Annotated in this window: 17 protein-coding genes; 8 read left to right on the top strand and 9 right to left on the bottom strand. The window is 70.0% G+C overall.

Annotated features, from left to right (window positions below; all coding sequences use genetic code 11):
* Window positions 1-35: 35 nt before the first annotated feature.
* Window positions 36-872, bottom strand: coding sequence for a helix-turn-helix transcriptional regulator (locus AB0I15_RS42765; protein ID WP_358109484.1), 837 nt, complete (start codon window positions 870-872; stop codon window positions 36-38).
* Between the two features lie 102 nt (window positions 873-974).
* Between AB0I15_RS42765 and AB0I15_RS42760 the strand changes: the two genes are divergently transcribed.
* Genes AB0I15_RS42760 through AB0I15_RS42750 form a run of 3 tightly spaced genes read left to right on the top strand, consistent with a single transcriptional unit; the run spans window position 975 to window position 2,704 of the window.
* Complete coding sequence (locus AB0I15_RS42760) at window positions 975-1,697, top strand: SDR family NAD(P)-dependent oxidoreductase (RefSeq protein WP_358109481.1); 723 nt, start codon at window positions 975-977, stop codon at window positions 1,695-1,697.
* 8 nt (window positions 1,698-1,705) lie between these two features.
* Window positions 1,706-2,074 carry a hypothetical protein gene (locus AB0I15_RS42755; RefSeq protein WP_358109479.1) on the top strand — a complete coding sequence of 123 codons (369 nt, stop codon included), beginning with the start codon at window positions 1,706-1,708 and terminating at the stop codon, window positions 2,072-2,074.
* 45 nt (window positions 2,075-2,119) lie between these two features.
* Entirely contained in the window at window positions 2,120-2,704 is a 585-nt protein-coding gene (locus tag AB0I15_RS42750) for a YceI family protein (protein ID WP_358109476.1), read from the top strand.
* A 68-nt stretch (window positions 2,705-2,772) separates the two neighbouring features.
* On the opposite strand, the gene AB0I15_RS42745 is transcribed toward AB0I15_RS42750, so the two are convergent.
* The 5 genes from AB0I15_RS42745 to AB0I15_RS42725 all read right to left on the bottom strand — a co-directional run bounded on the left by AB0I15_RS42745 (window position 2,773) and on the right by AB0I15_RS42725 (window position 7,778).
* On the bottom strand, window positions 2,773-4,053 hold the full coding sequence (locus tag AB0I15_RS42745; RefSeq protein WP_358109473.1) for an MFS transporter: 1,281 nt from the start codon (window positions 4,051-4,053) through the stop codon (window positions 2,773-2,775).
* Between the two features lie 48 nt (window positions 4,054-4,101).
* Complete coding sequence (locus AB0I15_RS42740; protein ID WP_358109470.1) at window positions 4,102-5,217, bottom strand: mandelate racemase/muconate lactonizing enzyme family protein; 1,116 nt, start codon at window positions 5,215-5,217, stop codon at window positions 4,102-4,104.
* Window positions 5,214-6,239, bottom strand: coding sequence for a LacI family DNA-binding transcriptional regulator (locus AB0I15_RS42735; RefSeq protein ID WP_358109467.1), 1,026 nt, complete (start codon window positions 6,237-6,239; stop codon window positions 5,214-5,216). The genes AB0I15_RS42740 and AB0I15_RS42735 overlap by 4 nt, the downstream gene beginning before the upstream one ends.
* Window positions 6,240-6,487: 248 nt before the next feature.
* Window positions 6,488-7,168 (bottom strand): alpha/beta hydrolase, encoded by a 681-nt coding sequence (locus AB0I15_RS42730; RefSeq protein ID WP_358109464.1) that lies wholly within the window; start codon window positions 7,166-7,168, stop codon window positions 6,488-6,490.
* A 40-nt stretch (window positions 7,169-7,208) separates the two neighbouring features.
* Window positions 7,209-7,778, bottom strand: coding sequence for a hypothetical protein (locus tag AB0I15_RS42725; protein WP_358109461.1), 570 nt, complete (start codon window positions 7,776-7,778; stop codon window positions 7,209-7,211).
* Window positions 7,779-8,839: 1,061 nt separating this feature from the next.
* On the opposite strand from AB0I15_RS42725, the gene AB0I15_RS42720 reads away from it, so the two are divergent.
* The 4 genes from AB0I15_RS42720 (at window position 8,840) to AB0I15_RS42705 (ending at window position 14,842) form a co-directional block, all read left to right on the top strand.
* Entirely contained in the window at window positions 8,840-11,680 is a 2,841-nt protein-coding gene (locus AB0I15_RS42720; RefSeq protein ID WP_358109458.1) for a BTAD domain-containing putative transcriptional regulator, read from the top strand.
* Window positions 11,681-11,875: 195 nt separating this feature from the next.
* A complete protein-coding gene (locus AB0I15_RS42715; RefSeq protein WP_358109595.1) occupies window positions 11,876-12,595 on the top strand; it encodes a DUF2306 domain-containing protein in 720 nt (239 codons plus the stop codon).
* Window positions 12,596-13,321: 726 nt separating this feature from the next.
* Complete coding sequence (locus tag AB0I15_RS42710; RefSeq protein ID WP_358109455.1) at window positions 13,322-13,882, top strand: hypothetical protein; 561 nt, start codon at window positions 13,322-13,324, stop codon at window positions 13,880-13,882.
* A 108-nt stretch (window positions 13,883-13,990) separates the two neighbouring features.
* Window positions 13,991-14,842: an NAD(P)H-binding protein gene (locus tag AB0I15_RS42705; protein WP_358109452.1), complete on the top strand. Its 852-nt coding sequence runs from the start codon at window positions 13,991-13,993 to the stop codon at window positions 14,840-14,842.
* 425 nt (window positions 14,843-15,267) lie between these two features.
* Here the strand turns inward: AB0I15_RS42705 and AB0I15_RS42700 are convergent, their stop codons facing one another.
* Together AB0I15_RS42700 and AB0I15_RS42695 are read right to left on the bottom strand one after the other, a co-directional pair.
* The gene (locus AB0I15_RS42700; RefSeq protein ID WP_358109449.1) at window positions 15,268-16,278 is read right to left on the bottom strand and encodes a pentapeptide repeat-containing protein; all 1,011 of its coding nucleotides are present in this window, start codon (window positions 16,276-16,278) and stop codon (window positions 15,268-15,270) included.
* Between the two features lie 79 nt (window positions 16,279-16,357).
* Window positions 16,358-18,217, bottom strand: a complete 1,860-nt coding sequence (locus AB0I15_RS42695) for a glycoside hydrolase family 76 protein (RefSeq protein WP_358109446.1) — start codon at window positions 18,215-18,217, stop codon at window positions 16,358-16,360.
* A gap of 293 nt (window positions 18,218-18,510) precedes the next feature.
* On the opposite strand from AB0I15_RS42695, the gene AB0I15_RS42690 reads away from it, so the two are divergent.
* Window positions 18,511-21,348, top strand: coding sequence for a hypothetical protein (locus AB0I15_RS42690; protein ID WP_358109443.1), 2,838 nt, complete (start codon window positions 18,511-18,513; stop codon window positions 21,346-21,348).
* On the opposite strand, the gene AB0I15_RS42685 is transcribed toward AB0I15_RS42690, so the two are convergent.
* Window positions 21,338-21,820, bottom strand: coding sequence for a hypothetical protein (locus tag AB0I15_RS42685; protein ID WP_358109440.1), 483 nt, complete (start codon window positions 21,818-21,820; stop codon window positions 21,338-21,340). The two genes, AB0I15_RS42690 and AB0I15_RS42685, sit on opposite strands and share 11 nt — an antisense overlap.
* Between the last annotated feature and the right edge of the window lie 171 nt (window positions 21,821-21,991).

The raw sequence follows: 21,991 nt of genomic DNA, 5'->3' as shown, positions 1-21,991 counted from the left end.
GTCCAGGCGGAGCCGTACGACGCGCGGGTCGAGCCTCACACCTTTTGCAGCCCGATCACCCGCAGCATGTCGAGCACGGTCGCTTCCGGGGACCCGGGTTCGGCCGAGTACACGAGCACGGTCTGGTGGCCGTCCGGGAGCAGCATGGTGTCGCAGTCGAGCGAGATCGTGCCCAGGCTGGGGTGCCTGATGGTCTTGGTCGCGGTACGCCATGGGGAGGACCGTCCCTCCCGCCAGAGCTCGTCGAACCGCTGGCTGCCACGACGTAGTTCCGCGATCAGCTCGATCAGGTCGGGGTCGCCGGGGTAGCGGGCCTGGGCGGCACGCAGCGTGCCGACCGCGGCGTGGGCGGCGGCATCGTCCTCCTCCGGGCTCGCGGCGACCTCGCAGCGGCTGCTGCCGAGGAAACGTTGCCAGATGAGGTTGCGTCGCCCCTGCGGCCAGGCGGACATGTCGCCTTGGAGCGCCGCCCCGAGGGGGTTCCAGGCCAGCACGTCGCCCTTGGCCGACAACACCAGCACGGGCAGGTCCGCCATGCGGTCCAGCAGCCGGAGCACGCTCGGCCGGACGACCATCGCGATGCGCCCCGCCTGGGGCGGCTCGTGACCGGCGAGCCGGAACACCAGGTCGCGGTCGTCGTCGTCGAGCCGCAGAGCCTGGGCCAAGGCCGCGATGACCTGACGGGAGGGCCGAGGTCCGCGCCCTTGCTCCAGCCGGACCACATAGTCGACACTCAGGCCCGCGAGCATGGCCAGTTCCTCTCGGCGCAGACCTGGCACCTGGCGACGCGTTCCCGCGGGCAGCCCGACGTCGTGCGGTCGTACCCGAGCCCGGGCCGTGCGGAGTATTTCGGCGAGTTCTGCGCGGTTCACCCTTCAACTATGCCTCGCGGTTCGCCGCGGCCGGGTGGTACGGCCGGTCCCAGGCCGCACCGGTCCTGGTGGGCCCCGGCGCAAGCGGCCAAGCTCGGCTCCATGACAGAAGTGAAGACAGTCGCGCTGGTCACCGGAGCGAACAAGGGGCTGGGCAGGGAGACCGTACGCCGCCTGGCCGGCAAGGGGTGGCAGGTCTTCCTGGCGGCGCGTGACCGGGAACGCGGCGGCCGGGCCGCCGAGGCGCTGGCGGAGGAGGGCGCCGAGGTGGAGTTCGTCGAGCTCGACGTGACCTCGGACGAGTCCGTGGCGGCGGCCGTGAAGGCCGTCTCCGAGCGGGTGGACCGCCTGGACGTGCTCGTCAACAACGCCGGCGTCGGTGGCCCGATGATGAGCCCGGCCGACATGGACGCCGACGCGCTCCGGGTGCTGTACGAGGTGAACGTGTTCGGTCAGGTGCGGGTCACCCACGCGTTCCTGCCGTTGCTCCGCAGGTCGGAGCGGCCCCGTATCGTCATGGTGTCCAGCTCCCTCGCCTCGCTGGCACGCGGCGCCGACCCCGCCCGCCCCGAGCACGGCTTTCTGAGCCTGGACTATGCCTCGTCGAAGGCGGCGCTCAACATGATCGTCTCCCAGTACGCCCGGGCGCTGCCCGAATTCAAGGTCAACGCCGCGGACCCGGGCAACCCCGCCACCGACATGAACCACCACACGGGTGTCCACACCGTCGCCGAGGGAGCCGATGCCATCATCAGGTTGGCCACCGTGGACCCAGGCGGGCCGACGGGAGGCTTCTTCGGCAGTGATGGCCCCATCCCATGGTAGGAGTGAAGATGACCAAGATCCTGACGATCGGCCTGCATCCGAGCACGATCGACTACACCGGATTCCCCGGCCTCGACGAGGCGACGCTCACCGCCCGGATCGAGCAGGGCAACGCGGCTCTGCGCGCGGCGGGCCTCGACGCGGTGCCGTGCCAGGTCGGCACCGACCCGGACGAGGCAGAGAAGACCGTCCGTGAACGGTTGCCGGAGGGGCCCTTCGACGTGGTCATGATCGGCGGCGGGGTCCGCATGGCCCCTGAGCACACCCTCCTGTTCGAACGGCTGATCAACGTTCTGGCGGCGACGACTCCCGGAATTCGTTTCTGCTTCAACACCTCACCGGAAACAACGATCGACGCCATTCGCCGTTGGGTTTGACCTCGACGCGCGAGCGAGACCGTCTCGGACACCTTTTGGAGCACCATGACCCATCGCATGATCGGCTGCGTGTCGATCGACGATCAGGCCGAGACGCCGGAAGGCACTCTCCCTGCCGGCCGGGAGTCGTCCCCGCCCGTCGGCGACTATCGCATCGACCCCGGCAGGTCCACGATCCGGTTCAGGACCCGCGCCCTGTTCGGGGTGCTTCCGGTACGCGGAACGTTCACGATCGGAAAGGGAGTGATCAGCGTCCGGAACCCGCTGGACGAGTCGGACGTCGTCGTGGAGGTCCCCGCGGACAGTTTCACCAGCGGGCTGCGGATGCGCGACCGGCATGTGCGCGCGGCGGACTTCCTCGATGTGGACACTCATCCGACCATGTCCTTCCGAGGCAGGCTGCCCGTCCAGGCGGGAGCGCCGACGGTGCTGCACGGTCACCTGACCGTACGCGGCGTCGGCCGACCGCTCAGCCTGGCCCTCCGCTCCGCAACCGGCAACGACACCCTCCTGACGGCCGGTGCCACGGTCACGATCGACCGCTACGCCTTCGGCCTGACGAAGGGCCGGGGCATGGCCGCCAGGCACCTGAGGGTCGCGATCGAGATCGTCGCCACCCGCATCACCTGACACTCGCCAGCGCCAGGCGCTTGACGAGGCCGTCGAGGTCGCCGCCACCCGCCGCGCCGACCGGCTCATCAGGCGGCAGGAGTCCCCGGCCGCATCCTGGTGTACAGGAACAGTGCGAGGCCACCGAGAATCGCGACAAGGCCCAGGATGGACAGGCCGAGCGTGTACGTACCGGTGGCGGCGAGCAGGGCGCCGACGAGAGCGCCCGCCACGATGCCGCCGCCGCCGGCTCCGAAACCGTTGATGATCCCGGTGGCGGGACCCACCACGTGGGCGGGCAGATCGGTCACCGCGATCGCCCAGATGTTGGGGGTGTAGGAGGCGGTGAAGTAGCCCAAGCCAAGACAGATCAGCGCGAACTGCAGTACAGGAGAGTCGGTGAGCGCGACGCAGGCCAGCAGGACGCCGCCGACGACGAGCCCGGAGATCGCGATGGGGCCGCGGCGGCCGGTGCGGTCGCCGAGAATCATCATCGGGACGGTGAGCAGCAGGGAGAGGAGGTAGGGCGCGGCGGAGAGCAGGCCGTTGATGCTGGTCGCGAAGCCGAACGTGGGCACGATGAGCGGGATGAACAGCGTGATGCCCCAGAAGAGCATGCCGTTCGTGAAGTAGCTGAACACGATCAGCACGAATCGCCAGCCGCCGAAGGCGGCGAAGGTGAGCTTCTTCGGTGACGGCCCGCGGCTGTCCGGGGTGCGGGCGGGAGCGGTGGTGGCGGCCGGCGCGGTGGGCAGGAAGCGTGCGTAGAGCGGGAGAACGACGACGAGGCCGATCGCGCCCAGCGCCCAGAACATGGGGCGCCATCCGAACGACGCCTCAATGGGGGTGAGGAGAAAGAACCCGAGCGCCAGGGCGAGATACTGTCCGTAGTACTGGATCATCGCGCTGGCGCGGGTCATCTCACGCTCGTCGAACCACGCCTTGGCCATCCTGAACTGCTGCGGCCAGTAGATCCCTTCGAACACCCCGACGCCGACACGAAGCGCGATGAGGACTTCGACCGATTCCGCGAACCCGATCAGGAACGTGCACAGCGAATAGCCCGCGACGGTGGCGAGCAGAATCCACTTGGCGTCGATCCTGGCGGTGAGGAAGCCGCCGAGAAAGTTCGAGATCAGATATCCGACGAGGAACGCGGTCAGGGCCAGGCTCGACGTGGCGGCGAAGTCGTCGCCGGCGAACCCGAGGTCGGTCGCGACGTTCTTGATCCCGACAGACAGGTTCGAGCGGTCGAGATAGGCGACGAACAGGCCGACCAGCAGCAGCCCGCCGATGCGCAGCCATTTGTGCGGGAGGGACGGGGTTGGTGCGGGAAGGGTGTGCGGGCCGGGGCGGGGGTCCAAGGGCACGGTGTGGTTCCTTAACGCTGGCGGTGTGCGGGGCTCGATGTCGGGTTGTCAGGCTCGATACGCCTCGATTACCGTTCGGTCGATCTCGATCCCCAGGCCCGGCCCTTGGGGGACGGACATCACCGGGCCGATGTGGAGATCCGAGAGGGTCTGCCGGAAGGAGTTGGGCGCCTGGTCGAGCTCGATGACCGGGGGTGTGCGTCCGAGGGAAGGGGTCACGACAGGCAACGCGGTGGCCAGGTGCAGTCCGGCGGCCACCGTGATCGCGGACCCCCACACGTGGGGAAGCGTGGGGATGCCGTGGGCGCTCGCCATGCCCGCGATCAGCAACGTCTCGCGCAGCCCGCCGCAGGCCGTGGCGTCGGGCTGCAACAGGTCCACGGCGCGCGACTCGATCATCTCCGCGAACCCCCAGCGGGTGAACGACGACTCCCCGCCCGCGATGGGCACCGCGGTGGCCGCTCGCAGCTCACGGTAACCGGCCAGGTCCTCGGGGATGACCGGCTCCTCGAAGAACCACAGCGCGTCCGTCTCGGTCTCGCGGGCGAACACGAGCGCCTCAGCCGTCGTGAAGCCACGGTTGGCGTCGGCGGCGAGGCGCACGTCCGGCCCCAGCGCGGCGCGTACCCGGTGCACCCGATCGATGTCGGACCGCAGATCGGCGCCGACCTTCATCTTGACGTGGCGGTATCCCTGCGCGGCCAGGTGCCGCGCCTCCGCCTCGACGTCGCCCTCCCACTCGCCGCCGTAGTAGAACGCCGAGGCGTACGCGTCGAACGAAGCGGATGCGCGACCGCCGAGGAGACGGTGGATCGGCTGGTCCAGCGCCTTGCCGATGCCGTCCCACAGAGCGATCTCGATGCCCGAGATCGCGGCGATCGGGACGCCCGAGCGCCCCCACTCGCGGCTGCGGTTGTACATCGACTCCCACAGGGAGACGTGCTCGAACGGGTCCGCTCCCACCAGGAGCGGAGCGAACACCGAGTCGATCAGCGCACGGTTGCCTTCGGCCGGGCCGAAGCACTCGCCCCACCCGGTGATGCCTTCGTCGGTCACGATCTCGACGAGACAACTGCCGCGGGTCTCCCAGAACCACTGGGACATGCCGAACGGCGTCTGCAGTTTCTCGGTGACGACGTAGGTGTTGACCGCCACGATTCTCATGCCTTGCGCTCCTTCGTCGGTGCCGGCGGGGCGACGGAGCCGCGCCGGATCAGCGTGCTCGGCACGACCCGGGGGCCGGGGGCAACGACCTTGCCCGCGGCCATGTCGAGCAGCAGCCGGCCGGCGAGGGCGCCCATCTCCTCCACCGGTTGGTCGATCACCGAGATGGCCGGGCGGTGCAGCGTCATCCACCCGGCGTCGGTGAAGCCGATGACCGAGACGTCGTCCGGGCAACGCCGCCCGGACGCGAGGAGAGCGCTGACGATTCCCTCCGTGACGAGCGCGTTGAAGCCGATCATCCCGGTGACCCCGGGATGCGCGCGAAGCAGCTCACCGGCGGCGGCCTCCCCGCCGGACCGCGTCCCATCGGTGTACCGCACGACCGCGCGGCACTCGGGACGACTCGAAAGGGCGGCACGGAAGCCCTTCTCGCGGGCGCGGGTGGTGGACGCCTTCCGCGGGCCGAGCACCATCGCGACCTCGGTGTGCCCGTGCGCGAGAAGCTCCGCCACCGCCGAGCCGACGGCCTCCTGCTCGTTGGTGACGACGGCGGGGACGTGCACGTCGTCGAGCACTCGGCTGACGCCCACGACGTGACCGAACGCCTGAAGGTCGTCGTCGCTCAGCGAACTGCCGCTCGACGGGACGATGACGAGCCCGGCCGGCCGGTAGGAACGGAGAAGATCAAGCTGACGGCGCTCGATCTGCGCGTCGTCGTCACAGTTCATCAGCATCAACGAGTAGCCGCTGCCGGCCAGCCGGCGTTCGAGCGCGCGGTGCAGCCGGGCGTAGAAGGGGTTGCCGATGTCGGCCACGAGCACGCCGATCATCGGGGTGCGCGATGCCCGCAGGCTCCGACCGACCGCGTTCGGCCGGTAGCCCTGCGCCTCGATCGCGGCGAGGACGGCAGCACGTGTCTTCGCGCTGACCTGGCCGGTCCCGTTGAGAACCCGCGACACGGTTTGGGCGCTCACGCCGACCGCTCGCGCGACCGTGTAGATCGTCGCCCTGGAATCCGACACAGATGACTACTCTCCGCGCTGTTATCGATAACTGCCCGATGAATCGGCAGGTTACAGCGTTTGGGGCCAACGGGACAACACCCTCCGGCTCGCGCCTTCCGTCGGCAGCGGCGACAGCCACACCTGCCCGGTCCTGGGCGAGACGCATGCCGCGGCCTGCAGGTCACCGGGGCCGAGCGGGCCGCCGCCGGCCCGGGCACGCCGGTCCTGACCGATCCCCTGGAGGGAGGCCGGGGCGGTGGCCGCCGTCAGGCCGCGGCCTCGCGGATGAGATCGGCGACGGCGGCGGACTGGGAGACATATACGGCGTGGCTGCCGATGACTTCGACGGAAGACGCCCCGGCGCGCTCGGCCATGGCGCGCTGGGCGGAAGGCGGGATCATCCGATCCTCGGTGGCCACGAGGTACCAGGCCGGCTTGTGCCGCCACGCCGGCTCGGTGATGGCCCCGCCGAGAGCGTCCACGCCCCAGGGGACCTGCGAGTCGGCCATGAACCCAGCCGTCCGCGCCGGCAGGTCGGCGGCGAACGAAGCGGCGAACTTGTCGCGGTCAAGGAAGAGGAAGCCCTGTTCGGGAGGGAGGATGGGCGGCACCGGCGCGCCGGGCGGCGGGTCGGCGATGAGGGTGTTGACCGACTCACCCTTGTCCGGGACGAAGGCTGCGATGTACGCCAGCGCCGCGACGTTGGGGTGGGTGCCGGCCTCGCTGATGACGACCCCGCCGTAGGAATGGCCGACCAGGACGGCCGGGCCGTCGAGGCCGTCCAGGACCCGGCGGGTCACCACGGCGTCGTCCTCCAGCGACAGCGTCGGATTCTGCACGATGCGGACGCGGAAGCCGTCCCTGGTCAGCTCGTCGTAGACGCCCTGCCAGCCGGATCCGTCCACGAAACCACCGTGCACGAGCACGATGTCCTTGATGGTGGACATGGTCGCTCCTGACCGTGGTGGACAGGCCCGACGCCTGTCCCTACGCACTCATCCAAGGCGCACGCACGCGGCGCGGCCACGCAGAACAGGACGCAGACACCGCGGCGAGGGTGGCGTCGAAGTCCGGGCCGGGCACGAGCGCCAGGCGGCGGAAGACGCGTTGCGCGAGCGGGGCGAGCTGCTCGTAGGACATCCCGAATGCCGTCGCGATCTTGAGGTCGCCGGCTTTGAGCTGGTCGAGGCGCCGCTCCTCGTCCGCCAGCCGGTCGGCGAATTCCGCGGCCGGCCAGGCGGGACGGCTGACCAGCCGATTCCCGACGATCCGTAAGGCCAACGGCAAACCACCACAGAACTCGGCAAGCTCGTTGATCGCCGCTCCGCCGTCCGAGGAGTCACGCTGGGCGACGATCCCGGTCAGCAGTTCGGCCGCTTCCGTCATGGGCAACGGGCCGAGGCTCAGCCGTTGCACCCCCTCCAGGCCGGCGAAGCTCGGTCGTAGGACATGAGCGGCCCGGACGGCGAAGGTGGTCTTGCCCAGACCGGCCGCGCCGGTGATGAGGGCCACGCCTGCGGCTCCAGGCGTATCACCGGCGTGCACGAAGTCATCCACCCAGGCCAGCTCGGCGGCCCGACCGGTGAAGTCGTCAACCGACCGAGGCAGCTCGAACAGGCCGGAGGGGCGCCTCCAGTGATCCCGCAGCCGGCCTTCTCGTGCGAGGTCGGTGAACTGCTGACGATCCTCCTCTCCCAGCGAGAGCGCCTTCGCCAGGGCGGTGACCGTCCGCTGCTGGGGGCCGGTGCTGCGCCCCGCTCCATGTCCGACAGGGCCCGCGCGCTGACACCGGAGGCTCCTCGTCGTGTCGCGCTGCAGACGGCTCCGAGCCTACGGACTGGTGCGGTGCCTCCGCCATGGACACTTCTGCCGAACTCCCGGCCCTGAACGTGTGGGCGACACCGGCAAGGTACGGGAGCGGAGCCGACCGGTAGAGCTCCAGCCGGAGGCCGTGCTCAAGGAAGGCTGGGGCTTGTTACGCAGGTGCTGGTCGAAGAAGGCTCGGGTGTAGGTGCGGGTGATCTCCGACGCGCGGGGCGCGGTCAGGTTGGGGTTGCGGTAGATGCCGAGTTGTTCCACCAGGAGTGCGGTGTCGGTGAAGGAGGCGTGTTCCGCGCCGGCCACCACGAGCCAGCGCTTCCATCCGGTGTGCCCAGTCGCGTTCCCAGGTGGTGTCCTTGCCGCCCGGGCTGTGCAGGGCCTGGGCGCCCAGGAACATGGACCCACCAGGCCGGTCACATGTCCGGCCGGGATGTCCAGCGTGCAGCCGGTCAGCGCCAGCGCTGCTTGTACTTCTTGCCCAGAGCTTGGGCCCGCAGAACCGCGGTCACGCTATCTCCTCCCGAGCGGCGGCCTGAAACGTGGTCATGATCAGGGCTTCGACGTCCTCGTCGCCGAGCCCGGCCAGGCGGGCCTTGGCCGGCCAGCGTCGCCGTCACCAACGTCCCGGCACCCGGACGGCGGTGACCAGCCCGGCGTGCTCCAGCTCCCGGTAGGCCTTGAGCACCGTGTTGGGATTGATCGTCACCTGGGCCCACCACGTCCCTGACCGTCGGAAGCCGATCCCCCTCACGCAGCAAACCCAGCCGCGCCGCTGCCGTATCCGCGATAATCGACGCATGCGCTTCAAGATCCTCGGGCCCACGATCGTGCTGGGCGAGGACGGCGAGCCCGTCGCGCTCGGCGGCCCGCGGGGGCGGGCCCTGCTCACGCTGCTCGCCCTGCACGCCGGGCGCATCGTGGGCGCGCAGCAACTGGCGGCGGGCATGTACGGCGCTCATCCCCCGGAGGGCGTGGCCAACGCGCTGCAGTCGCAGGTGTCCAGGCTGCGCCGGTCGCTGGGCAGGGACCTGGTGGAGTTCCACCCGGCCGGATACCGGCTGATCGCCGACCCGCAGGACGTGGACGCGCGGCGGTTCGAGCAGCTCGCGCGGGCGGGCGGGCAGGCGCTGGCCGGCGGCGACCCGGGCCGGGCGGCCACGCTGCTGCGGGAGGCGCTGGAGCTGTGGCGGGGCGCTCCGCTGGCCGACGCCCCGCACGCCGAGGCCGCCGCGACGGCGCTGGAGGAGCTGCGGCTGACCGCCATCGAGGACCGCGTACAGGCCGATCTGGATCTGGGCCGGCACCGGGAGCTGGTCGCCGAGCTGAGCTGGCTCATCGCCGCCCACCCGCTGCGGGAGCGGCTGCGGGCCCAGCTCATGCGCGCTCTCTACGGCAGCGGCCGCCAAGCCGAGGCGCTGACCGTCTACGACGAGGCCAGGAAGATCCTGGACGAGGAGCTCGGCGTCGAACCGGGTCCCGAACTGACCGCCGCGCACCTGGCCGTGCTGCGGGCCGACCCGGTGTTGGGCGCGTCCGCGCCACGCACGCCCGTTCAACGGCACGGGCTGCGGGCGCAGCTCACCAGCTTCGTCGGCCGCGCCGAGGAGCTCGCCCAGGTCGGCGCGAGCCTGCGAGCCGGCAGGCTGGTCACGTTGATCGGCCCGGGCGGCGCGGGCAAGACACGGCTCGCGATCGAGGCGGCCGAGCAGGAGCCGGGGGACGTCTGTTTCGTCCCGCTCGCGCCGGTCTCCAACGTCGCGGACGTGCCCAGGGCCGTGCTGGCCGCACTCGGCATCCGCGACGCCCTGCGCACACCGCCGCCGGGACCGGCCGTGGAGCCGGCCGCGCGGCTGGTCACCGCGCTCGCCGCCCGCGAGCTGCTGCTGGTGCTGGACAACTGCGAACACCTCATCGCGGCCACCGCTGAGTTGGCCGACGTGCTGCTGGCCTCCTGCAAGGGGCTGCGGGTGCTGGCGACCGGCCGGGAGGCTCTGGGCATCACCGGCGAGGCGATCCTGCCCGTGTCGCCGCTGCGGCTGCCGCCGCCCGAGGTGGACGACCCGCTCGACTACGCGGCCGTCCGGCTGTTCGCCGACCGGGCCGCGGCCGTCCAGCCGGGCTTTACCGTGGACGCGGGCAACGCGGCGCAGGTCGTGCGCATCTGCCGGGCGCTCGACGGGCTGCCGCTGGCCATCGAGCTGGCGGCGGCGCGGCTGCGCACGCTGTCGGTGGCCGACGTGGCGGCGCGACTGGACGACCGGTTCCGGTTGCTGACGCGCGGCTCCCGTACGGCGCTGCCCCGGCACCAGACGTTGCGCGCGGTCGTGGCATGGAGCTGGGACCTGCTGGACGACGACGAGCAGCGCATGATCAGGCGGCTGACCGTGTTCGTGAACGGCGCGCGGCCCGAGGCGGCCGAGCGGGTGTGCGGGCTGCCCGAGGAGGTGCTGTTCTCGCTGGCGGAGAAGTCGCTGGTGGAGTTCGTGGGCGGGCGCTATCGGATGCTGGAGACCATCCAGGCGTTCTGCGCGGAGCGCCTGGCCGAGTCCGGCGAGGTGGAGGCGATGCGCGACGCGCATGCCGCGTACTACCTCGACCTGGTCGTCGCGGCCGACGCACGGCTGCGCACCCGCGAGCAACTGGAGTGGCTGGCCAGGCTCGACGAGGAGAGCGACGACCTCAGCGCGGCCGTACGCAGGGCGACCGAGTCGGGACACCTGGAGACGGCGCTGCGTTTGCTGGCGCACAGCACCTGCTACTGGTGGATGCGCGGCGACCGCACCGCCACCGCCGGTCTGGCCGACGCGCTGCTGACCAGGTTGGGCTCACATCGGTTCGACGGCATGGAGGAGGAGTACGTCATGTGCGTGCTCGTCACCTCCTGGGCCGGAGAGATCGACGACGAGCTGCGTGCCCATCTGCAGGAGGTCCGCGAGCTGCTTCCGCCGACTTATGTGCCACAGCGCGTCGAGTTCCTGGTGATGCTGCTGTCGATGTTCACGGGACCGCCCGGCGACTTCGCGAAGGCATACGGAGAGGTCATGCGGAAGTCCGCCAGTCTCTCCCCGTGGCAGGCGGCGCTGGCGATGGCCGGCTCGGCGTTCGTGCTCGACGTGCTCGGCGACGTGGAGCAGGCGCTGGCCCATTTCGAGCGGAGCCTGGCCGCGTTCAAGGCCATCGGCGAGCGCTGGGGCGCCGTGCTGGTACTGTCCGGGCTCGGCTCTCTGCACCAGAAGCGGGGCGACCACCGCAGGGCCCACGCCCTGGCCGGTGAAGCGCTGGCGATGGCACGCGAGCTGGGCGCCGGGACGGAGATCGCCGAGGCGCTGTGCCGGCGGGGCGACGCCCTGCTGAGCCTGGGCGATCCGGCGGGCGCGGGGGCCGACTACGAGCTGGCCGCCGAGCTGTCGCGCAGGTACGGCTCCATGGAGACGATGGCCTTGGCCTACCTCGGCATGGGAGAGATGGAGCTGTCACGCGGCGAGGTGGCGGAGGCGCGTACCCTCCTCATCCGGGCTCGTGACGAGTGTCCGGCGGAGTGGTACAGCACCGAGGACACCCGCACGCGCATCGACGCCGCACTGACCGAGATCAGCCGAATGACCTCAGCGGCCCGATCCCCCACTGGCCCAGGCTGAGGTGCCGACACGCTCACCTTCGTCCGGCCACGGGCCGGCGCAGTATGCCCCCGGTAAGCGCGCGGTAGGTGAGTGGTCAGCGTCTGACCTCAGGCTCCGGGCATGACTGATTTCGCGAGACCAGCAGATCACGCCACGCCGCCGCCTGCCGTACGGAAGCCGCGGCTGTGGAGGCGCCCCTGGGTCGTGCCGCTGATGCTGGTGGTGCTCGGCTTCCTCGCGTTCTCCATTCCGCCCTACACCTCGCTCGATCCGGCCTTGTCGCGCGTGCCGCCGCCGGAGGGCTTTCCGCTCTACTATCCCTTCCTGGCGGCGCATGTGCTGTTCTCCTCGGTGGCGTTACTGACCTGCGGCTTGCAGGTCTGGCCGTGGTTTCGAGAACGCCACCCGGTCGCGCACCGCACGGTCGGGCGCGTCTACATCTTCGGCGGAGTGCTCCCGGGCGGCCTCGCCGGCTTCGTCGTGGGCGCGGCCACCCCGTACGGCGATGGCGCGCGGGTCAGCAACATGCTGCTCGCGACGCTGTGGACCCTGTTCACCGTCACCGGATTTCGCATGGCCCGCCGGCGCAGGTACGCCGATCACCGTCGGTGGATGCTGCGCAGCTTCGCGCTGACCGCCTCGATCATCACCAACCGCGTCTGGGGCCTGGTGATGTTCCTCATTTTCCTGCCCGAGTTCGAGACGACCTACGGCGGGGACATGCAGGAGGTGATCAAGGCGTCCGCCGGGGTGACGACCTGGCTCGGCTGGACCGTCCCCTTGCTGATCGTGGAATGGTGGCTGGTGGAGCGCGGTCGCGCCCGGCGCCGGGCCGACACGGGGCGGCCCTCCCGGCCGGCGGATCCGCCGATGGACGCCCCAGCGGCGATGACCTCGGCCAAGGTCTCGACCGGGGACACTCAGGCACCGTAGGAACTGGGCGGACGCGCTCCTGAACCGCTCGTCGAGAGCGAGGCGCGTGGTCCGCGAGTCCAGCAGTGACCGTACGCACAGCAGGAGAGGCCCAGCCTCGGCCGGCTGATGAGCAGCGCGATGCCCCAGGATTCGGGTACCTGCCTCCTCCATTTGCGTACAAGGTACCTGAATGATTATGATTCATTTCGAGTACGCGGTACGCAAAATGGAGGGAGCATGGGTCCTGGCGCGGGCACGATCAATGTGACACCCGTGCGGTGGAGCACCTGCGCACGGTCTTCGCCGAAACTGCACGCCGTCACCGCAGGGGACACGGTGAGCCTTAACGGCGCCCGCGGAAGTCCTTCGGCCCCGACGGCCGCCCACGGACCCGCACAGGCCCGCCACTGCCGCCAAGACCACCACCCCTGCGACGCATAGCGGGAGGCGTGATCAGCATGACGACGTTGACCGGCAACACGGTGCTGGTGACCGGCGGCGCGCTCCTATCAGGTGCGGTCCGCTCGTTGCTTGGGCTTCTCCGAAGAAAGCGGCCGCGCGCTGCGAGCGGCCCGGTCCAGCCACCCGTACGTGGCCTGATCCACCCATGCAAGCAAGTGAGGAGAAGAAATGATCAGTGATCGCGACCGGCTGCCCGACCTCGCCAGAGATGATGTAGGCGCCGTTCTGGTCACCCAATGGAGCACCGACGTTCCCGGGCGCCGGCAGGCCAAGGTGGAGCAGATGTTCGCCCGGCTGGAGCGCCTGCCGTGGCCGCCGGAGATCATCTCGTTCAACGTCCTGGCCAGCACCGACGGCGATGCGGTCCTGACCTACACGCAGTGCGCCGGGGAGGCAGACAGCCGGTTCGTCGCCGAAGTCACCGATGCCGAGCCGATCGAATATCGGCTCTACCGCGGCGGCGGCCGAGCGGACCGGCCGGTTCCCGGGTGCATCGTGGTGGTGAGCATCGAACTCGACGGGCCGGACACACAGCGGCAGCGGCGATGGGTCGATACCGTTTTCGACGCGATGGCGGCCGAGACCGACCCTCACCCCGGCGGCATCTCCGCTCACTTCCACCTGAGCACCGACGGCGTCCGGATCCTCAACTACGCCGAGTGGACCGATGAGGACTCCCATCGCGACGCCCTGGCGAGGTCCGGGCGCGGCACAGTGGGGATCGCACCCGAATGGCGCGCCGTTCAGGAGTTCCCGGGCGTCAAGTCCGGCGGATTCAAGAGGTACCGCCTGCTGTGCAGCGCCGCCGGCTCGCCTCCGATGGGACGGACAGCGCATGGATGAGGCAGCGGACAACCCACTGGGCAACCCACTGGGCAACCCACTGGGCAACCCAGCGGCCCAGGCTCGTACCAGGCGGGCCCTTCTCTTGCTACCGACAGAAACAACGGGGTGAATATCGTGATTTTGGTGACAGGGGCCACCGGTAACATCGGCAGGCAGGTCTTGTCCCAACTCCTGGACGTCGGCGTGCGCGTTCGGGCGTTGACCCGCGATCTCGCGTCGGCCCACCTGCCCGACGGCGTCGAGGCCGTACGCGGTGACCTGAGCGCGCCCGAGACCCTCGAGGTCGGCATGCGCGATGTCGAGGCGGTTTTCATGATGTGGCCTCTCCCCTCCGCCGAACTCGCATCTGCGGCAATGGAGGTGGTCAAGAAGTACGCGCAACGGGTCGTGTTCCTCTCCTCAGGGGCGATTCGCGACGATCTCATCGAGCAGATCGGACCGATTGCTCAGCTACACGCCGATGTGGAACAGGCCATCAAGCATTCCGGAGTGGAATGGACGTTCTTGCGACCGCATGGTTTCGCGACCAACACCCGGCGATGGCTGTCGCAGATCCGCTCCGGCGACGTCGTGCGTGGCGCCTATGGCGACGCGGCGATGACCCTCCTTCACGAGCGGGACATCGCGGCCGTGGCGGTACGTGCACTGACCCGGGACGGCCATGGCGGGCGCGACTACGTCCTCACCGGTCCGGAGCTCCTGACCCAGGCCGAGCAGGCACGTATCATCGGCGACGCGATCGGTCGCCCGTTACGGTGGGAGGAGATCTCATCGGCCGCAGCACGGCAGGAGATGCTGGCGTGGCAGCCCGCCGAGGTCGTCGATGTCGTCCTCAACGCATACGCCGACATGGTCACGTGGCCAGGCCCGATCACGTCCGCCGTCGAGGACATCACCGGAAAGCCGGCACATACGTTCCTTCATTGGGCGACCGATCATGCCGCCGACTTCCGCTGAGCATGTCCGGGCCCGTGCGGGGACCGTGCGGTTGGGCGCGGTTGTGGCCGGAGGCTTCCGTCATACGCCGGTTCAAGTGCATGAGCACCGTGTGCGAAGGCGGCGACGTTCGCCGAGCAGGTCGCCGGCGCAACCAGCCCGCACGCCCGATACGCGCCGCCGCTGCGCTCGACGAGAAGCCTCGATCGCCCGATCTTTGCGAAGTTCGATCTTTCTGGCCTTTCACCGTGAGCACCTCGCGGCCAACGGTCGGCGCAAACGCCACGAATGCACCGCAGGCCTTCTCTGGCAGATCCCGCCAGGGCACCCGGTCCGAGCTCGATCCAACACACAGGCTCGCGCCATCTGCGCATTTTCCGGCACGTGCGCTGTTACGGCCTGGCTGTCCCGGTGATGTCAGCGGACAGGATGATCCTGGTACGCGGTCAACCGACTCCAGGTGGCTGCTCTCCTGCCGCGTCCGGCAGGCCGAGCACACCGTCCAGTTTCGCGCCGTCGAAGTTCGCCCCCGTGGTCAGCGCATCAGTGAGCCTGGCCCCATCGAGGATCGCTCCTGTCAGATCCGCGGTCGTGAGCGAAGCGCGGGTGAGGTCGGCTCGCCACAGGTTCGCGTGAGAGAGGTCTGCTCCGGCCAGGTCGGCGTCGGTGAGGTCGGCTTGGGCAAGGTCGACCCCGCCGAGCCGGGCTCCCGCCAGATCCGCGCCCGCAAGGTTCGCCTCAGCGAGATCAACTCGTCCGCGGCCGGGGTCGTCATGGCTGACGTTTCGGCGACCTATCACAGCCACTGCCGCCTGTACGTCCGCCCGCAGCCGTGGCCGCCCTTGCAACGATGCCGTCGCCTTCTGGTCCTGCCCGTGCACCTCACGGTCGGGTGTGCCGGCGTGGGCCAGCCGGGAGGGCTCGCGTACGAACGCGGTAAGCACCTCCATCACGGCCGGATGATCGCGCGCCGAGTCACGAGCGATCCGTTCCAGCGCGTAGATGCCACCCAGCCGGACGGCCGGCTCCGCCGAGCCGAGTTGCTCGATCGCCTTGGTGTATCGATCGGTGACCAGGCCCTGCTCACTGAGAGCGAGAGTCCGCTGGCCCACCTCGTACGTGCGCCGGGCGGTGTCGGCGTTACGAGCGGTGTAGAACACCGCCACCAGCGCCACCACCCCCGTCGACACTGCCAGTCCCCGGCCCCGGATCGCGTCCAGGGCCTCAGCACGCTCTTTGCCCGATAATCCCGTCACACCGTCGACGTGCTCCAGGACCCAGCCTGCCCCGGGCCCGAGCAACCACATCAAGCCCACCAGCAAAATCAAGCCGGCAACCGCCAAGAACGTCAGATCCAGCCTTCGGGTACGGACGACCGTGCGCGAAACCGTCATCGCCGGATCGTACTCGGCGATCGAAGACGCGGCCAGGGAAACGATCATCGTTTCGCGCCCCACACGCCGGAGAGTCCTTGACGGCTGCGATGCATGGCCTTCGTCCTGGATTCGGGGGCTCTGCTCTTCCTGGTTCCCGACGTCAGCCCGCGGCGGCGGTGAGTGCTCCGAGCGCGCTGGCCTGCGTGCGCCAGTCGGTCTGGTTGGGGCTGGTGCCGGCCCAGCGTTGGCCGAGGGTGTTGAGTGAGCTGCGGTCCTGCGCCCACAGCGTGTCCGCCTGCTTTTGCAGGTAGCTCCGGTAGGTGCTGGAACCGGTGGCCTTCGCGAGGTCGGCGAAGTGCCGCATGAAGATGCCCTTGAACTGTTTCTGGTTGTCGTCGCAGGCGGCCGAGCCGATGTCGCAGGACTCGGTGAGCACTCCGGCCCGGGTCAGCGCCGTGCTGCTGACGGCGGCGTCGGCCAGGGCTCGCGCGGTGGCCAGCAGCGAGCCGTCCCCGGTCGTCTTCCACAGTTCGGTGAAGCCGCCGATGGCCAGTCCTTGGTTGTAACTCCACACGGTGCCGCCGTTGTTGGCGCAGGAGGAGTTCAGTCCGTCGTTCACCAGTCCCGAGGAGTTGATCATCCCGCTTGACCGGTACCAGCCGGCAGCCGTCCTCGCCCGCTGGAGCCATCCGGTGTCGCCGGGGATGCGCTGGTGCAGCGCCGTGGTCAGCCAGAGGTACTGCCCGTTCGTCACGGCGTTCTTGTAGGTGCGTTCCCGGTCCCACCACACGCCGCCCCCGCAGCTACCGGGGTCCCAGTACTGCTGGACGTAGTTGGCGATGATGACGGCCTCATTGAGGTAGCGGACGTCGCCGGTGTGGTCGTACGCGTCGATCCAGGCGATGGCCCACCAGGCCGAGTCGTCGATGGAACGGCTGATGAAGTGGCCCTCGAGCGCGTCCGTGCTGCGCACTCCGGCGGCGAAGACGCCCTTGTTCTGCTCGAAGGTGCGCGCCACGATCCAGTCGTAGTCGTGCGTGCCGGTGGTCCGGGCGAAGCCGATGAGGGAGCTGAGGGTGGCGGCGGAGTTCCACCAACTGCTGGGCCACCAGCCGTTGTACGGGTCGTAGGAGTACATGAGCGCGTCGGCCGCGGCGCGCGCCCTGGTCGGCGCGGGTCTGACCCAGGCGGTGCAACTGCCCTCCTGGTGGGAGGCCTCCCGGCCGCAGGCGCGGACCGCGCCGCCGTAGAGGAGGCCGCGCGGATCGCGGGTGGCGTACATCGCGGTACGCGTGCCGGTGGCTCCGGCCGGGGTGCCGGTACGGCCGAGCGATGAGCCGCCCGGCCAGGTCGAACCGCCGTTCCAGGAGCGGTCGAGCCAGATCTCGTCGCCGACACCGCCGGATTCGATGCTCGCCCAGGCCATGGAGTTCTTCTGGTCCACATGCAGCCGGATCGTGCGGCCGTAGAGGGTCGTGGCCGGCACCGGCTGATCGTCCCCGGCCGCCTGGCCGGCGTTGGTGCCGTCGCAGAGCGTGTCGCAGACGGCGGGGCGGGCCCAGTCCGTGCAGCCGACGGCGGCGGCGTCGCCGCAGGCCCGGACCAGTCCGCGTCGGTGGTTGCGGGGATCGGTGATGTTGTACATCAGCGTCCTGGTGCCGGTCCAGGTTCCCGGGATGCTCGCCTTGCCCAGGAGCCCCTCCCAGGTGGCGCCGCCGTCCCAGGAGCGGTCCAGCCATACCGAGTCGCCCGTCACGCCGTCGTCGATGCTGGCCCACGCCATGTCGTCCGCGTTGGAGACGTGCAGTCGGAGGCTGCGGCCGTTGAGGTTCCTGGTCGGTACCGGAAAGCTCTCCTGCCGGGCCAGCGAGGGGTCCAGCGTGTCACAGGCCAGTACGCACACCGGGGTGGCGGCGGCCGCGGGCGTCGCGGCCGGCACCAGTGCCGCACACGCGAGAGCGGCCGTCAGCAGGAAGGTGAGGAGTGACCTGACAACGTTGTCAGCGCTGCGTGAAGACACCGAAGCTCGCCTCGATCTCACGATGGGGGATGCCGCCCTGCGGGCGGGAATCGGGCACTGGTCGATACCTGTTTCCGACCGCAGTGAAACCGGCTTGACGAGCCTTGTCAATAGCTACCGAAGGAACGTTTTAAGAGAGGCCCGCAGTGACGACGACGGGTTGACACGCTGTTTGCACACGTCCATCATTCGGTGGAACTCATCTTGTAACAAACTTTCCGATTGGCCGTCGGGTTTCGTGGTCCCACATTAAAACGATCAAATAGTCTCGCCCTCGGCCCCTGGAGGTTTCCGTGCCCCGGCACCACTTACCCAGCCTCGCCCTGCTCGCCGTTCTGCTGACGGCAGGCCCGGTGCCGTCCGCCACCGCGGCGCCCACAACGGAGATCGGCCCGGCGGCCGTTGACCCCTTGAGCTACTCGCCGACCTCCCGCACCCTCAAGCCGACCGCCGTGTACTCCACGTCCGGCAGCGTCGCGAACCCGCAGAACGTCCTCAGCGGGCTACCTGCGCGGATCTCCGGCGCGCGGTCGGCCATCGCCCTCGACTTCGGCAAAGAGGTCGCCGGCCTGGCCACGTTGTCCTTCGGCGACACCAGCGGCGGCCAGCGGGTCGGCCTCGCCTTCAGCGAGTCGTCCCTGTACGTGGGCACCAACAGCGACCGGAGCAGCGGCCGCGACGGCGAGGACGGAGCGCTGTACGCCACGGCCTCCGCCAACGGCGCCTACACCATGCCCACCGCCCAACAGCGGGGCGGCTTCCGCTATCTCACCGTCTTCCTCGACACCTCGGGCTGGGTGGACCTCAAGGGCGTCAGCCTCGCCTTCACCGCGGCCCCGGGAAAGGCCAACCCGGCCGACTACGCCAACTACTTCCGCTCCAGCGACGACCTGCTCAACCGCATCTGGTACGCCGGGGCGTACACGGTGCAGCTCAACACGATCGCCTCCGACCAGGGCCGCGCCTGGCCGCCACCGGCCACAGCGTGGAACAACGCCGCCACGGTCGGCGTGGGCGACTCCGTCCTGGTCGACGGGGCCAAACGGGACCGGACGGTGTGGCCCGGCGACCTGGGCATCGCCGTGCCCACGCAGTACGCCTACTCGGGTGACCTCACCTCGACGCGCAACGCGATCAGCACGATGTACGGCGTGCAGTCCGCCGAGGGAGAGATCCCCTGGTCCGGACCGCCGTTCAACCTCACCGGCTCGGACACCTACCACCTGTGGACACTCCTGAGCACGGCGACGTACTACACGTACTCGGCCGACCGGGCCTGGCTGGACTCCCACTGGGCCGGCTACAAGCGGGGAATGGCCTTCATCATCGCCAAGATCGGCGGCAGCGGTCTCCTCAACGTGACCCGCACCCAGGACTGGGCCCGCGTCGGCCAGGGCGGCGAGAACATCTCCGCCAACGCACTGCTGTACGCCACGCTCAGGAGCGGCGCCACCCTGGCCTCGGTCAAGGGTGAGAGCGCGCTCGCCACGAACTGGACCACCAGGGCGACCGCCCTCAAGAGCGCGGCCAACTCCCGGCTGTGGGACGCCTCGCAGGGCCTGTACAGGGACAACCCGACCAGCGGCCTGTACCCGCAGGACGGCAACTCGCTCGCGGTCTGGTACGGGCTCACCGACTCCCCCGCGAAGTCGCGGACCATCGTCGGCCGGCTCGCGACCCGCTGGGGCATCTACGGCCCCGCCACCCCCGAGTGGGGCGGCAACGTCTCGCCCTTCGCCGGCGGGATGGAGCTGAACGCCCACTTCGCCGCCAACGACGACCACACCGCCCTGGCGCAGATCCGCCGCACCTGGGGCCACATGCTCAACAGCGGCATCGGCACCAAGAGCACCTTCTGGGAGGGCATCAGGGCCGACGGCGGCCACGCCTACGGGGGCTCGTTCATGAGCCTGGCCCATGGCTGGTCCACCGCGCCCACCTCCACGCTCACCTTCGACGTGCTCGGCACCGCACCGGAGTCGGCGGCCGGCGCGTACCGCTTCGTTCCGCACCCCGGCGACCTGACCAGCGCCGAGGGCCGCATCACCATGCCCCAGGGGGCCGTCAACGCCTCCTGGTCTCGCGTCCCCGCCGCCGGCACGTACGCGGCGCGCCTCACCAGCCCCGCCGGCACCACCGGCCGTATCGGCGTCCCGAAGTTCGGCGGCAACATCTCGGTGTCCGTGAACGGCGCCGTCGTCTGGAGCAACGGGACCTTCACGCCCACCGCGGGAATCACCGGCGCGAGCCAGGACGACACCTATGTCTACCTCACCGGCGTCGCTCCGGGCGGCTACACCGTGAACGCCACCGGGCTGGGCAATCCCGCCCCGCCCCCCGAGCCGGGTACGGGCGTCCTGCGCGCGGGCTACACCCGGTGCGCGGGCGAGGGCGGCACGTGCGCCTTCGCCGGCATCCGCTCGGTGGCCTACGGGGCAGGGTCCTACACGTACAAGACGGCGACCGGCGGCACCACCTGTACCAACGCCTCCTTCGGCGGCGACCCGGCGTCGAATCTGGTCAAGTCCTGCTACGTCGCCGACGCGGGCGGCCCGCCCGGATACCACGTCTGCGCGGCCGAGGGCGGCACCTGTGCGGTGCCCGGCTACAACCGTGACGTCGCCTACGGCGCCAACGGCAACTTCGCGCACCAGGTCACCAACGGCTCAGTCCCCTGCACCAACGCCCACTTCGGCGATCCCATCGACGGAGTCGCCAAGTCCTGCTACCTGCCGTCCGCGGGAGGTCCGCCCGGCGGCTGGACCATGTGCGCGCCCCAGAACGGCACGTGCCCGGCCGCGGCGGGACAGCCGGTGATGTACGGCGCCTTCGGCGCGTTCGCCACGATCACGGCCACCGGCGACACCCCCTGCACCGACGCCACGTTCGGCGACCCGATCCCCGGCGAGTCGAAGGGCTGCTACACCGCCACCGGCGGCCCGCCCGGCTACGCCACGGCCTGCTCGGACGAAACCGGGACGTGCGCCTTCGGCGGACAGCAGACCGTCGCGTACGGCGCACGGGGCCGGTTCGTGTACAGGTCGTTCACCGGCGGCACCGGCTGTACGACGGCGGCATTCGGCACCGATCCGCTGCCGGGCGTACGGAAGGGCTGCTTCCTCACGCCCTGATCTCCCGCAGCCGGAACGGAAGGGCGAGTGTGAGAGCGCTGCCCCGGATCACCCGGTCCGGGGCAGCACGTCCAGGCCCCGGTCCAGGAGACGGAAGCCGGCCCGGCCGATGGGCCCTGGCGGGGTCGCCCATCTCGAACGCGGGCCTGGCCGCATGTCCGTTCCTTTCCGCCGCGACCATCGCCCGCGCGCCCTGGACGGCAGGCGCGGCATGGGCGCCGGAAGGCAGCCGGCGGGATCGGAACTCGGTCAGCCGCCGGGCCATGTCGTCGGCTTGGAGCCGCGCCGTCGCAGCGTTCTGACCGGCCGACTCGATCCGCCGGATGATGTCGTGGGTTCGAGTCCGGATGTCGCCCACGTCGATCGAGGCGGACCGGCGCTGGGCCTCATCGTCCAGAGCGGCGAGCCGGCCGCGGGACTGTGTGGCAGGTGACGTCACGTCTTCCGGGGCGGCGGTTTCGGCAGTCGACACGTATGCCGCCGGATGCCCCTATGCGCGGGCACTGGTCGGACACCGGGACCACAATGCCGACGAAAGGGTGGTCATCCTTGCCAAGAAAACCGAATCCGCCACGGGACCGCACGCAACCTTCCCACGGCCAGGCCACTCTCTGAACGCTCCCCCATGACCAGCGTGGTGGCG

Origin of the sequence: Nonomuraea sp. NPDC050643 (assembly GCF_040654715.1) — a bacterium.
Classification (GTDB): domain Bacteria; phylum Actinomycetota; class Actinomycetes; order Streptosporangiales; family Streptosporangiaceae; genus Nonomuraea.
The sequence above is the reverse complement of the archived record's forward strand: the minus strand, read 5'-3'. Positions and strand labels throughout refer to the sequence as shown.

Excerpts from the sequence above, each read along its gene's own strand:
- AB0I15_RS42720 (WP_358109458.1), top strand. The coding sequence starts at position 8,840 with ATGCGCTTCAAGATCCTCGGGCCCACGATCGTGCTGGGCGAGGACGGC.
- AB0I15_RS42715 (WP_358109595.1), top strand. The coding sequence starts at position 11,876 with ATGCTGGTGGTGCTCGGCTTCCTCGCGTTCTCCATTCCGCCCTACACC.
- AB0I15_RS42750 (WP_358109476.1), top strand. The coding sequence starts at position 2,120 with ATGACCCATCGCATGATCGGCTGCGTGTCGATCGACGATCAGGCCGAG.
- AB0I15_RS42760 (WP_358109481.1), top strand. The coding sequence starts at position 975 with ATGACAGAAGTGAAGACAGTCGCGCTGGTCACCGGAGCGAACAAGGGG.
- AB0I15_RS42730 (WP_358109464.1), bottom strand. The coding sequence starts at position 7,168 with ATGTCCACCATCAAGGACATCGTGCTCGTGCACGGTGGTTTCGTGGAC.
- AB0I15_RS42710 (WP_358109455.1), top strand. The coding sequence starts at position 13,322 with ATGTTCGCCCGGCTGGAGCGCCTGCCGTGGCCGCCGGAGATCATCTCG.
- AB0I15_RS42740 (WP_358109470.1), bottom strand. The coding sequence starts at position 5,217 with ATGAGAATCGTGGCGGTCAACACCTACGTCGTCACCGAGAAACTGCAG.
- AB0I15_RS42755 (WP_358109479.1), top strand. The coding sequence starts at position 1,706 with ATGACCAAGATCCTGACGATCGGCCTGCATCCGAGCACGATCGACTAC.